This is a genomic window from Pseudomonas syringae pv. cilantro (assembly GCF_001293775.1).
In the GTDB taxonomy this organism is placed as follows: domain Bacteria; phylum Pseudomonadota; class Gammaproteobacteria; order Pseudomonadales; family Pseudomonadaceae; genus Aquipseudomonas; species Aquipseudomonas syringae_P.
Genome location: NZ_LGLN01000033.1, coordinates 730338 through 743399, shown reverse-complemented (window position 1 = coordinate 743399; position 13062 = coordinate 730338). Strand labels below are relative to the sequence as shown.

The following is a 13062-nucleotide window of genomic DNA, read 5'->3' as shown; positions in this document are numbered from 1 at the left end:
TCATGACACGCCACAAAACAAAACGGGCCGAACACTGTTTGCACAGGATTCAGCCCGTTTTTATCGCTGCCCGATCAGACCGGGCAACTCATACGCTTGACGCTTACTGCGGAAACGCTGGCGGATTGACGTCTGCCATGTCTTCCATCACGCGCACCACCTGGTGGCTGTAACCGAATTCGTTGTCGTACCAGACGTACAGCACAACGCGGTTGTCGTTGACGATGGTGGCTTCGGCATCCACCACACCGGCGTGACGCGAGCCAACGAAGTCGGTAGACACCACTTCCTGCGAGTTCACGAAGTCGATCTGCTTGTGCAGGTCCGAGTGCAGCGCCATGTAGCGCAGGTACTCGTTCATTTCTTCGCGGGAGGTCGGCGTCTCGAGGTTGAGGTTGAGAATGGCCATGGACACGTTCGGCGTCGGAACGCGGATCGCGTTGCCGGTCAGCTTGCCGGCCAGCTCAGGCAGAGCCTTGGCGGCAGCCGTGGCCGCACCGGTTTCGGTGATGACCATGTTCAGCGCGGCGCTGCGGCCACGGCGATCGCCCTTGTGGAAGTTGTCGATCAGGTTCTGGTCGTTGGTGTACGAGTGAACCGTTTCAACGTGACCGTTGGCGATGCCGAACTTGTCGTTGACCGCCTTGAGCACCGGCACGATGGCGTTGGTGGTGCAGGATGCCGCCGAAACGATCTTGTCGTCTGCGGTGATTTCACCGTGGTTGATGCCGTGCACGATGTTCTTCAGCTTGCCTTTGCCCGGCGCGGTCAATACCACGCGGTCGATACCAGGGCAGGCCAGATGCTGGCCCAGACCTTCGGCATCACGCCACACACCGGTGTTGTCCACCAGCAGCGCGTCTTTGATGCCGTACTGGGTGTAATCCACCTCGGTCGGGTTCTTGGCGTAGATCACCTGAATCAGGTTGCCGTTGGCGGTGATGGTGCTGTTGGCTTCGTCGATGGTAATGGTGCCGTCGAACGGGCCATGCACCGAGTCACGACGCAGCAGGCTGGCACGCTTGACCAGATCGTTCTCCGCACCTTTGCGAACGACGATGGCGCGCAGACGCAGGCCGTCGCCGCCACCGGTCTTTTCGATCAGGATCCGCGCCAGAAGGCGGCCGATACGTCCGAAACCGTAGAGCACGACGTCGGTGCCTTTACGCGGGCTGGTGCCCTGCTGACCCACTACACTGGCCAGTTCCTCACGCACGAACTGCTCGGCCGTGCGGCCATTGCCTTCAGTCTTGAACTTGACCGCCAGCTTGCCGAGGTCCACCGAAGCGGCACCCAGTTTGAGTTCGCTCATCGCCTTGATAAGCGGGAACGTCTCATGGACGGACAACTCAACGGCATCGGACTGACGATGACGCGCAAAGCGGTGCGCCTTGAGAATCGCAATCACTGAACGGTTGATCAGGCTACGGCCATAGATCGAACTCACCACATTGTTATTGCGGTAGAGCTGACCGATGAGCGGGATCATCGCTTCCGCAAGGGCTTCACGATCGATCCATTCACCAAGACACTGGTCGGGCTTCTGAGTCACGGGAACCTTCCACATGTAGGGGCTGAAAAAAGGGGCTACATTATGACCGTGCCAGTGTTTATGAGCAATGCGCGGCTGTCAGATCATCCGGCACTACATAATTTTTGCCCATAAATACGTGGTAATACTCCGGAAAACTGACAGCCACCACCTTCCCCCGTTACAATCGCCGCCCCTGTCGCAACGCCTGGAGCCTGACCTTCCGTGCCAGTTCTGCGTCTACCGCACCTTTCTGCCGCTGCAGGCAAACAACACTGGGGCAATCTGCCCGGTGCCGCACTGAGCCTGGCCATTGCCGAGGCCGCCAGCGCAGCCAAACGCTTCACTCTGCTTCTGACCGCCGACAGCCAAAGCGCCGAGCGGCTGGAGCAAGAGCTGAAATTTTTCGCACCCACGCTGCCGGTTCTGCACTTCCCGGACTGGGAAACCCTGCCCTACGACCTGTTTTCGCCGCATCAGGACATCATTTCCCAGCGCATCGCCAGCCTTTATCGCCTGCCGGAGCTGGTGCATGGCGTTTTGGTAGTACCGATCACCACTGCCCTACACAGACTCGCACCGACCAAATTCCTGCTCGGCAGCAGCCTGGTGCTGGATGTCGGTCAGAAGCTCGACGTGGAGGCCATGCGCACTCGTCTGGAAGCCAGCGGCTATCGCTATGTGGATACGGTTTACGAGCACGGCGAGTTCACGGTGCGCGGTGCGCTGATCGACCTGTTCCCGATGGGCAGCAAGCTGCCGTTCCGCATCGACCTGTTCGATGACGAGATCGAAACCTTGCGCACGTTCGACCCGGACACCCAGCGTTCCATCGACAAGGTCGAATCGGTGCGCCTGCTGCCGGCCCGCGAGTTTCCGCTACAGAAAGAAGAAGTCACGCGTTTCAAAGCACGCTTCCGCGAACGCTTCGACGTGGACTTCCGCCGCAGCCCGATTTTCCAGGACTTGAGCAGCGGCATCACGCCCGCCGGTATCGAGTACTACATCCCGCTGTTCTTCGAAGAAACCTCGACGCTGTTCGACTACCTGCCGCAGGACACCCAAGTGTTCTCGCTGCCCGGCATCGAGCAAGCCGCCGAAAACTTCTGGAACGACGTGCGCAATCGTTACGAAGAGCGTCGTGTCGATCCGGCGCGGCCACTATTGCCGCCGGCCGAGTTGTTTTTGCCAGTAGAGGACTGCTTCGCGCGCCTGAAAAACTGGCCGCGCGTGGTTGCCAGCCAGCAGGACGTCGACGCCGGGGCCGGACGCGAGCGTTTTCCGGCGCAGACCTTGCCAGACCTGTCCATCGAGGCCAAGGCCAGCCAGCCATTGGCGGCCCTGTCGAAGTTTCTCGATGAATTCCCTGGCCGCGTGCTATTCACCGCCGAATCTGCCGGACGCCGGGAAGTGCTGTTGGAGCTGCTTGAACGCCTGAAGCTGCGACCGAAAACAGTGGACAGCTGGCTCGACTTCGTCGACGGCAAGGATCGCCTGGCAATCACCATCGCGCCGCTGGACGATGGCCTGCTGCTGGAGCAACCGGCCCTGGCGCTGGTTGCGGAAAGCCCGCTGTTCGGCCAGCGCGTCATGCAGCGCCGGCGCCGCGAAAAACGCACCGACGGTGGCAACAACGACGCGGTCATCAAGAACCTGACCGAGCTGCGTGAAGGCGCGCCGGTGGTGCACATCGACCACGGTGTCGGACGCTACCTGGGGTTAGCGACGCTGGAAGTCGAAAATCAGGTTGCGGAATTCCTGATGCTGGCCTATGCCGAAGACGCCAAGCTGTACGTCCCGGTCGCCAACCTGCACCTGATCGCCCGCTATACAGGCAGCGACGACGAAATGGCGCCGCTGCATCGCCTGGGTTCGGAAACCTGGCAGAAAGCCAAGCGCAAGGCGGCCGAACAGGTCCGCGACGTGGCGGCCGAATTGCTCGACATTTATGCGCGCCGGGCAGCCCGGGAAGGCTATGCGTTTGCCGACCCGAAAGCCGATTACGCCACCTTCAGCGCTGGCTTCCCGTTCGAAGAGACCCCGGATCAGCAGACCACCATCGAAGCCGTGCGCGCCGACATGCTGGCGCCCAAGCCGATGGACCGCCTGGTCTGCGGCGATGTGGGTTTCGGCAAGACCGAAGTGGCCATGCGCGCAGCGTTCATCGCCGTGCACGGCGGGCGCCAGGTCGCGATTCTGGTGCCGACCACCCTGCTCGCCCAGCAGCACTACAACAGCTTCCGCGATCGCTTTGCCGACTGGCCGGTGACCGTGGAAGTGATGAGCCGCTTCAAGTCAGCCAAGGAAGTCAGCGCCGCCGTCGCCGATCTGGCCGAAGGCAAGATCGATATCGTCATCGGCACGCACAAGCTGTTGCAGGATGACGTGAAAATCAAGAACCTCGGCTTGGTGATCATCGACGAAGAACACCGTTTCGGCGTGCGCCAGAAAGAACAGCTCAAGGCGCTGCGCAGCGAGGTCGACATCCTGACCCTGACCGCCACGCCGATCCCGCGCACCCTGAACATGGCCGTGTCGGGCATGCGTGATCTGTCGATCATCGCCACGCCTCCGGCGCGCAGGCTGTCGGTGCGCACCTTCGTCATGGAGCAAAACAAACCGACGATCAAGGAAGCCCTGCTGCGCGAGTTGCTGCGCGGCGGGCAGGTCTACTACCTGCACAACGACGTCAAGACCATCGAGAAATGCGCGGCGGATCTGGCCGAACTGGTGCCCGAAGCACGTATCGGCATCGGCCACGGCCAGATGCGCGAGCGTGACCTCGAACAGGTAATGAGCGACTTCTACCACAAGCGCTTCAACGTGCTGATCGCCTCGACCATCATCGAGACCGGCATCGACGTGCCGAGCGCCAACACCATTATTATCGAGCGCGCCGACAAGTTCGGCCTGGCGCAACTGCACCAGTTGCGTGGTCGTGTCGGGCGCAGCCACCACCAGGCCTACGCCTACCTGCTGACGCCGCCGCGCAAGCAGATCACCCCCGACGCGGAAAAGCGTCTGGAAGCGATTGCCAACACCCAGGACCTCGGCGCGGGCTTCGTGCTTGCCACCAACGACCTGGAAATCCGTGGCGCGGGCGAACTGCTTGGCGACGGCCAGAGCGGCCAGATTCAGGCCGTCGGTTTCACGCTGTACATGGAAATGCTCGAACGTGCCGTCAAGGCGATCCGCAAGGGTGAACAGCCGAACCTCGATCAGCCACTGGGCGGCGGGCCGGAAATCAACCTGCGCGTGCCGGCACTGATCCCGGAAGCCTATCTGCCGGATGTGCACACGCGCCTGATTCTCTACAAACGTATCGCCAACGCGGCAGATGAAGATGCGCTGAAGGACCTGCAAGTCGAAATGATCGACCGCTTCGGTTTGCTGCCCGAGCCGACCAAGCATCTGGTGCGCATCACGCTGCTGAAGTTGCAGGCCGAACAGTTGGGCATCAAGAAAGTCGACGCGGGGCCGCAGGGTGGACGCATCGAATTCGCGGCCGATACCCCGGTTGATCCGCTGACTCTGATCAAGCTGATCCAGAGCCAGCCCAACCGCTACAAATTCGAAGGTGCCACGCTGTTCAAATTCATGGTGCCCATGGAGCGTCCGGAAGAGCGTTTCAACACCATTGAAGCGCTGTTCGAGCGCCTGACCCCGAAAACTGCCTGAAGGATTCACGCATGCTTCTGTTTCGTTCATTGATCCTGCTGCTGGCGCTGGTTGCTTCGACCGCGTTCGCAGACGGCCTGTATCAGGTCGAGATCCTGCTTTTTCGCCAGAACGGCGAGCCGGCTGCGACCCGCCAGCTTGTCCCGGAAAACTGGGACAACGACGCGCAAAAGATCGACTCAGGCAATGAACGAAGCCCTGCCCTCACTGATCTGGCGAGTAAACTGCAAGACAGCGGCAACTATCAGGTGCTGATGCAGCGTGCCTGGCAGCAGAACATCGGCAGCGAGCCAGGGAAAATGGCAGTCACCCGCGGTGAAGAAAAGCTTGGGCACTTTCCCATCGAGGGCACCGTCAGTCTGGCCATGGCACGTTTTACCGATATTGATGCACAATTCTGGGTCAATCAGCTGGACCCGCACGGCGTGGTCATCAGCAGTGAACGGCTGAAACAGACCGCCAGGGTGAAAAACGGCGAGCTGACCTATCTGGACAACGGCAACCTGGCGTTGCTGATCAAGGTTTCTCCTCTTTGATTTTTTACGTACACAAGGGGCGCTGCGGCGCTCCCTTTCTTTTGAGTATCGCTGCGGCGTAGGGCTTTTTAAAACTTGTCGTCCATTCTTGAAAAAGTCCTGGCTTCGGCCTGGACAGACTTATTCCATGATCGAACGCTTGAGCGAGGGCGTGACTACGCCCGGCAAAAACGCATCGTGCTGGAAGACTCCAGCCCGCAGATCATCCGCACCGCGTGCCGTGGCTCGGGCCTGGAAATCTATACCCAGACCCTGCTGTTCAAGGACCCTGATCGCTACAAGAATTACCTGACCTGCAAATGCACCTGCCCGGTCCGCAACGATTGCAAACATTGCGTGGCCGCCCTCCTGTTTTTGCAGGACCCGCAAAACCGGCCGCTGTTGCAGGCTGCCCTGAGTTCGCACCAGCGAGAAGTGGAGCAGCACGCCGAGCAGCAGCAAATCGCGCAAAAGCCGAAGCTCCCGGAACGCCTGATCGATGACCTGCAACCGCGGCCCAGGCTGATTCTGGCCAGCGTCGAGTTCAGCGCCTACGAACCGCGCAACGGCCGCATGCAGCGCCATGTGCAGCATCGCGCCGCGCTGGCCTTCGCCTACGGCAAGCACTACGCGGTGGGCACCACCAATGTGAGCATTCTGGTCAGTTCGCTGGGCAGCGACCTGGTGAATCAGAAAAGCGACATCATCGAGCACACCGACACCGAAACCCTGCGTATACGGCGTCAGGGCGAGAAAGAGCGGCAACTGCGCCAGGAACTGGCCGACCTGGGCTTCAAGGTCGCCACCCGGCAGAGCAAGGCATTGCCCGACAGCGCCGGCGACATGTACGAACTGCCCAACGACAAGGCCTGGCTGCATTTCGTGCTCGACGACCTGCCGCGTCTGCGCGAGCAAGGCTGGGAAATCGAGATTCAGGAAGAGTTTGGCTTCGATGTCACGCCAGTGGATGACTGGTACGCGGTCATCGACGAAGAGACCGAGCGCGACTGGTTCGACCTGGAACTGGGCATCATCGTCAATGGCGAACGCCTGAGCCTGCTGCCGATCCTGATCAACCTGATCCGCAGCCATCCTGAACTGATGAGCCCGACCGCCGTGGCCAAACGCGGCGATGAAGAACAATTGCTGGTGCAACTCAACCATTTCACCCAGAGCGGCGGCAGCCCGGTGCAGATCGCGCTGCCCTACGGTCGGCTCAAGCCGGTACTGGCGACCCTGGGAGATTTCTACTGGCGTCAGGACGGCAACAACGCGCTGCGCATGAGCAAGGCCGATGCCGCGCGCCTGACCCAGCTCGAAGACCTGCCGTTGACCTGGCAAGGCGGCGACCGTCTGCGCCATTTCGCCGAGCGCCTGATCAACATCAAGGACGCGCCAGTCAGCCTGCCCGATGGCCTGAACGCCACACTACGCCCTTATCAGCTCGAAGGCCTGAGCTGGATGCAGTCGCTGCGCGAGCTGGAAGTCGGCGGCGTGCTGGCCGATGACATGGGCCTGGGCAAGACCCTGCAGACCCTCGCCCACCTGTTGATGGAGAAACAGGCCGGACGCCTCGACCGCCCTGCGCTGGCGGTCATGCCGACCAGCCTGATCCCCAACTGGCTGGACGAAGCCGAGCATTTCACTCCGGACCTCAAGGTGCTGGCGCTGTATGGTGCCAATCGCCATCAGGACGCTGGCAACCTTCAGGATTACGACCTGATCCTGACCACTTACGCGCTGCTGCCCAGAGACCTGGAACTGCTCGAAAAACAGCCTTTCCACGTATTGATTCTTGATGAAGCACAGTACATCAAGAACCCCAACAGCAAGGCGGCGCAGGCCGCGCGCAACCTTAACGCGCGTCAGCGCCTGTGCCTGAGCGGCACGCCGCTGGAAAACCACCTAGGCGAATTGTGGTCGCTGTTCCACTTCCTGATGCCCGGCTGGCTGGGCAACAGCAAGGAATTCAACAGCAATTACCGCACGGCGATCGAAAAGCACGGCAATCAGGATCGTCTGCATCACCTGAATGCGCGCATCAAGCCGTTCCTGCTGCGCCGCACCAAGGAACAGGTCGCCACCGAACTGCCGCCGAAGACCGAGATCATCCACTGGGTCGACCTCAACGACGCGCAGCGTGATGTCTACGAAACCGTGCGCCTGGCAATGGACAAGAAGGTCAGGGACGAGATCACCCGCAAAGGCGTGGCACGCAGTCAGATCATCATTCTTGAAGCGCTGCTCAAGCTGCGCCAGGTGTGCTGCGACCTGCGGCTGGTCAATCACAACATGCCGGTCAACAGCAAACAAGGCACGTCAGGCAAGCTCAATAGCCTGATGGAGATGTTCGAAGAACTGCTGGCCGAAGGTCGCAAGATCCTGCTGTTTTCGCAATTCACCTCGATGCTCAGCCTGATCGAAGAAGAACTGAAGCAGCGCGGCATTGCCTACGCCCTGCTGACCGGCTCGACCCGCGACCGGCGTACGCCGATTCACGATTTCCAGAGCGGCAAGCTGCCGATCTTCCTGATCAGCCTGAAAGCCGGCGGCACCGGCCTCAACCTGACCGCGGCCGATACCGTGATTCACTACGACCCGTGGTGGAACCCGGCAGCGGAAAATCAGGCGACCGACCGCGCTTATCGCATCGGTCAGGACAAGCCGGTATTCGTCTACAAGATGATCGCGCGCGGCACCGTGGAAGAGAAAATCCAGCGGCTGCAACGGGAAAAATCGGCACTGGCTGCAGGCGTGCTCGACGGCCGGACAACTGGCGACTGGAAGCTGCGCGACGAAGACCTGCAGGCGCTCTTCGCGCCGTTGCCTGCCGCGCCAAAGAAGACCCGCAAGTGATCTGAGCTTATTGAATGGCAGCGTGCTGGAGAACCTGCGCCGTGGACAACACCGTGGCGTATTCACCGTGCAGATTGGCCAGTGACATGGCATGCACGTCTTCAGCGCTGCGCGGCGTGCCAAAGAAATCCGTTTGATCGAAGGTAAAGCAGGCGTCATGCGCCACCACAACCTCAAAGCCGAGATTGCCACCACTGCGCGCGGTGGACTCGATTGAGTTATTGGTCACTACCCCGACAATCACCACCTGCCTGATCCCGTCGGACCGTAGCCACATTTCCAGAAACGACCCGCAAAACGCGTCAGGCACCTGCTTGCTCAGCTCCCGCTCATCGGCGTGCGGCACGAACGCCGGCTGATACTCCACACCCGACTGCTCAGGCCAGAACACCGATTCAGGCGATGTCGAAAAATGCCGCACGTGAATCACCGGACGCCCGGACTGCCGCCAGGCGGCCAGCAGCGCTCCTATGTTGGTCTCGGCCTGCAGATTGTTACGCCGCCCCAGTTTGGGATGATTGATGCCCTGTTGCATGTCAATCAGGATCAACGCGCTGTTGTTTTGCATACCCATGACGAATCAGTCCGAACTTTTGGTTCAGCAAGACTATCGCAATCAGGGTCTATTCTGGTCGCAATCGTCGACGGCTTCCGGCCTGTCCGAAACCTGCCCAACGGAGAACATCATGATCGAACACCTCAAACTTGCTGGCAAAGTCGCTCTGGTGCAAGGCGGCTCACGTGGCATTGGTGCCGCCATCGTCAACCGCCTGGCCAAGGAAGGCGCGGCAGTAGCCTTTACCTACGCCAGTTCTGAAGTCAGCGCGCTGGAAATTCAGGACAGCATCAATGCCAACGGTGGCCGGGCATTGGCCATTCGTGCAGACAGCGCCGATGAAAAAGCCATCCGCCAAGCCGTGCAGACCACCGCCGAAACACTCGGCAGGCTGGACATTCTGGTCAACAACGCTGGCGTGCTGGCTATTGCTCCGCTCAACGAATTCAGCATGCAGGACTTCGACAGAACCCTGGCCATCAACGTGCGCAGCGTGTTCATCGCCAGCCAGGAAGCCGCGCGACATATGGAAGAAGGCGGTCGCATCATCAACATCGGCAGCACCAATGCAGACCGCATGCCGTTTGCGGGTGGCGCGACTTACGCCATGAGCAAGTCAGCACTGATCGGCCTCACCAAAGGCATGGCCCGCGACCTCGGCCCACAAGGCATCACCGTCAACAACGTCCAGCCCGGCCCGGTCGACACCGACATGAACCCGGCAGAGGGCGAGTTCGCCGAAAGCCTGAAGGCGCTGATGGCAATCCCCCGCTACGGCAAAAGCGAAGAAATCGCCAGCTTCGTCGCCTACCTCGCAGGCCCGGAAGCGGGCTACATCACCGGTGCCAGCCTGACCATCGACGGCGGCTTCAGCGCCTGATCCGCCCACGGCAAGCGGCCTCGCCCATCCGGGCCGCATCACCCACCCGGGCCTTTTGCTGGCGAACAGACGTTTGTCAGCTTAACCACATGAAAAATCTGAAAAAAAGTTTTGCGTTAGGCAAGGCTTTCGACTACATTAGCGCGCCTCGGCAGACACAACGTTGTTACCGAGATACGGTGAGGTGTCCGAGTGGCTTAAGGAGCACGCCTGGAAAGTGTGTATACAAGAAATTGTATCGAGGGTTCGAATCCCTCCTTCACCGCCATATTGCAAACACACAAAACCCCTGAGTTCGTTAAGAATCTCAGGGGTTTTTTGGTTTCCGGGGTCTGGAAAAAAAGCGTCCTGCTAACTGAGTCAGGATGCTACAGAAGGGCTTTCAGATACACCGCTTGACGCCCGCGGCATCAGATCAAAGAACACTCTCGGACACATGATGGTTCAGCGCTGGCCTCGCCTGAACAGGGCCATGCTTGGGCAACGAAGAGGATATGCGCTCCACTGCGCGCTGATCGCCGTCGTTGAGCTTCCTGAAGTCCTGAATCACTTCGACTTCACGAACGTTCAGGCCAGTCGAGCTCATGGGCACGTGCTGCCCAGTCACCACGTAAAGAACATCCACACCGCCTTTGGCGATCGCGGCCAGGTAGTCAAGCTTGGGTTTACGCTTGCCCATTTCATAGTTGGCCTGGGCATTAGCCCTGACGCCACCCATGGCTGCGAAGTCGCTCTGACTCAGAGCGCTTTTGCGGCGCTCTTCGATCAGTCTTTCACCAAAATTCTGCATACGGATGCTCCTGTGTAGACCTAACGACCATACACTCATTGCTTGTCCGGCTGTCGTTTAATTGCAGCTTTACGCATTAATTAGCTTGCAGAACTATCTCCAATATGGCTGGCACGCCCCACGGGCCGCACTCATCGTACAAGTTGAAGACTCGCCATTAATTTGCAGGCGCGCGCCCGCCTCTTTCCGTTGCTGGCCTGTCGATGGTCTAAAGTACCCTCCTAATGAGAGTACCGCCCTGAATAAGGGTACCTTCCCGAACAAGCAACCCTCCTGAATTCACCCGAGCCTCAATCATCATGAATGACCGAGCACGTGAACTGGCTTCTCGCCTGATCCGCAACTTCAATGAAGCGCCTCTGGCGCATGAGGTCCGTGAGCCGCTGTATGAAAGCGCAGTCGCACGCCTGAGCACCGGAACGGCCGCGCAGAAGCTGGGGGCATCGATTGACGTTGTGGCGCCGGGCAAGCGCTCATGCCCGTATCACTTCCATCATGCTCAGGAAGAAATGTTCGTGATTGTCGAGGGTGAAGGCAGCCTGCGGGTTGCCGGCGAAATGTTACCCATCAGGGCGGGTGATGTGATGTTCATCCCGGCCGGGCCACAATACCCGCATCAGATCATCAATACGTCACAGCAGCCGCTTAAATACCTGTCGATCAGCACCCGGGAGTCGCCGGAAATCTGCGAATATCCGGACTCGGGCAAGTACCAGGCAATGGCGTCCATAAAAGGCGCACGGGCATTTACCGCCAATCAACGGACGACTGAAAACCTCGATTACTGGGATGGTGAGCCTTGATCGAAATTGTTTCGATATTGTATTGAGCCGTTCACGCTTTTTTCACGTTCACGGGTTTATTGTTAACTCAATTCCCAGCAAGACCTTAAGCCCGCTACCCCCCATCGCGGGCTTTTCTTTGCCTGCGATTTGGGTGCACCTTCTTGCGACAACACCGAAATATCGGGCAATCTGCAGGTCAAACCACGCTGCAGAAAACGCTTCCCAAGCCGTACCACCCGGATGACAAACTTCCCGACATGAAAAAAATCCTGAGAAGCCTGGCCCTCGCTGTCACCTGCCTCACCGGGGCTAACGCCTATGCCGCCTGCCAGATGACGCCTATTGACTACGACATGCCGACGCAACGCCTGGACGAGGCGCTGCAACAACTGGCGCATCGCTCCGGCTGCCCGATCAAGGTCGATCTGGGCGCTGACAGCAGCAAGAAGGTGAAAAAATTCAAGGGCACCTTCACGCCGGATAAAGCGCTGGCGCTGGTCTTGAAAAAAACCGGGCTGGAAGGCTACGTCGAAAACGACGGGCTGACAGTGGACCGCAGAGGTCAGGATTTTGTCCACGCACGAGCGGCAGAGCTTCGCAAGGCGATTGATGACGCCGGGCCAAAACTGGAAGCAAAGAGAAAAAAACGCTTCCTTCACCAACTGGACAGCATTGAAAACGGCTCGAAAAAGCTGGCGCTTGAACAAAGCTTTGTCAGCGCAGCCGAGATGGCCAGTTACAAGCGCGACTTTGACGAACTGGCGAAGCAGCTACCCGCACGCAAGTAAGCACCTGACGATTGCGTTAGAATCTGCCCATTTTGGCTGAGCAGGCTGGGCACTTTGGGGTATCAATGAAGAAGACCGCTTTATTCGCACTGGTCATGGCGCTGCACGCTTCTGCTTATGGCGCTGGCGATGCAGAAGCCGGAAAAGCGGTTTTCACCCGCCTTTGTTCAGGCTGCCATAAGATCGGTCCTTCCGCACGCCATGCATTCGGTCCGCAGCTCAACGGTATCTTCGGTCAGCAAGCCGGGCAACAGGAAGGCTATGTCTATACCGACGCCATGAAAAACTCGGGACTGATCTGGAACCGCGAAGAGTTGCGCACCTACATCAAGGATCCAGGCGACGTCGTACCCGGCACCCGCATGAAACTGTGGTGGATGGGTAACGATGAGCGAATGGACGATCTGTTGGAATATCTGGATGCGAACAAGTAGCAAGGTTTAGCGAGGCGATTTAATTGCCCCCGGCGCTTACCGAGGGCAATCGATCCGTTACTTTTTAGGCATGTACGGCGGGTAATCGTCCGTAGTGCCTTTTTCAGTGGCCTCAGTCTCTGCAGGCTCGGTTGGATCGACTTGAGGATCTTCTTTTTCCGGTGACTCTTCGTGGAACCCCAGATTGTCCTTGGTCTCGTTTTTGCTGTCTGGCGTTGTGCCGGTCATATGCGCCTCCGTTTTTAAACA

General features: G+C 59.2%; 11 protein-coding genes and 1 tRNA gene. 8 read left to right on the top strand and 4 right to left on the bottom strand.

The annotated features are described in order from the left end of the window. Window positions 1-103: 103 nt before the first annotated feature. Window positions 104-1567, bottom strand: a complete 1464-nt coding sequence (locus tag ABJ99_RS10425) for a glyceraldehyde-3-phosphate dehydrogenase (protein ID WP_054085738.1) — start codon at window positions 1565-1567, stop codon at window positions 104-106. Window positions 1568-1756: 189 nt separating this feature from the next. On the opposite strand from ABJ99_RS10425, the gene mfd reads away from it, so the two are divergent. The 3 genes from mfd (at window position 1757) to ABJ99_RS10410 (ending at window position 8580) form a co-directional block, all read left to right on the top strand. Next, complete coding sequence (gene mfd / locus ABJ99_RS10420) at window positions 1757-5209, top strand: transcription-repair coupling factor (protein ID WP_054085737.1); 3453 nt, start codon at window positions 1757-1759, stop codon at window positions 5207-5209. An 11-nt stretch (window positions 5210-5220) separates the two neighbouring features. After that, complete coding sequence (locus tag ABJ99_RS10415; RefSeq protein WP_054085736.1) at window positions 5221-5745, top strand: CsiV family protein; 525 nt, start codon at window positions 5221-5223, stop codon at window positions 5743-5745. Window positions 5746-5820: 75 nt separating this feature from the next. Beyond that, on the top strand, window positions 5821-8580 hold the full coding sequence (locus tag ABJ99_RS10410) for a DEAD/DEAH box helicase (protein ID WP_054085735.1): 2760 nt from the start codon (window positions 5821-5823) through the stop codon (window positions 8578-8580). A gap of 7 nt (window positions 8581-8587) precedes the next feature. Here the strand turns inward: ABJ99_RS10410 and ABJ99_RS10405 are convergent, their stop codons facing one another. After that, window positions 8588-9154, bottom strand: a complete 567-nt coding sequence (locus ABJ99_RS10405) for a cysteine hydrolase family protein (RefSeq protein ID WP_054085734.1) — start codon at window positions 9152-9154, stop codon at window positions 8588-8590. Window positions 9155-9266: 112 nt separating this feature from the next. Here ABJ99_RS10405 and ABJ99_RS10400 point away from each other — a divergent pair, with 112 nt between their 5' ends. Both ABJ99_RS10400 and ABJ99_RS10395 read left to right on the top strand, forming a co-directional pair. After that, window positions 9267-10016, top strand: coding sequence for a 3-oxoacyl-ACP reductase family protein (locus ABJ99_RS10400; protein WP_054085800.1), 750 nt, complete (start codon window positions 9267-9269; stop codon window positions 10014-10016). Window positions 10017-10194: 178 nt separating this feature from the next. Then, window positions 10195-10284, top strand: a tRNA-Ser gene (locus tag ABJ99_RS10395). Window positions 10285-10431: 147 nt separating this feature from the next. Here ABJ99_RS10395 and ABJ99_RS10390 read toward each other — a convergent pair. Beyond that, the gene (locus ABJ99_RS10390) at window positions 10432-10806 is read right to left on the bottom strand and encodes a helix-turn-helix domain-containing protein (RefSeq protein WP_054085733.1); all 375 of its coding nucleotides are present in this window, start codon (window positions 10804-10806) and stop codon (window positions 10432-10434) included. Window positions 10807-11105: 299 nt separating this feature from the next. On the opposite strand from ABJ99_RS10390, the gene ABJ99_RS10385 reads away from it, so the two are divergent. From ABJ99_RS10385 to ABJ99_RS10375, 3 genes are all read left to right on the top strand, one after another. Continuing rightward, window positions 11106-11609, top strand: coding sequence for a cupin domain-containing protein (locus tag ABJ99_RS10385; RefSeq protein WP_054085732.1), 504 nt, complete (start codon window positions 11106-11108; stop codon window positions 11607-11609). Between the two features lie 239 nt (window positions 11610-11848). Next, window positions 11849-12379: a hypothetical protein gene (locus tag ABJ99_RS10380; RefSeq protein WP_054085731.1), complete on the top strand. Its 531-nt coding sequence runs from the start codon at window positions 11849-11851 to the stop codon at window positions 12377-12379. A gap of 65 nt (window positions 12380-12444) precedes the next feature. Next, a complete protein-coding gene (locus tag ABJ99_RS10375) occupies window positions 12445-12813 on the top strand; it encodes a c-type cytochrome (protein WP_054085730.1) in 369 nt (122 codons plus the stop codon). A 57-nt stretch (window positions 12814-12870) separates the two neighbouring features. On the opposite strand, the gene ABJ99_RS28625 is transcribed toward ABJ99_RS10375, so the two are convergent. Beyond that, window positions 12871-13041, bottom strand: coding sequence for a DUF6021 family protein (locus ABJ99_RS28625; RefSeq protein WP_054085729.1), 171 nt, complete (start codon window positions 13039-13041; stop codon window positions 12871-12873). Window positions 13042-13062: the final 21 nt, after the last annotated feature.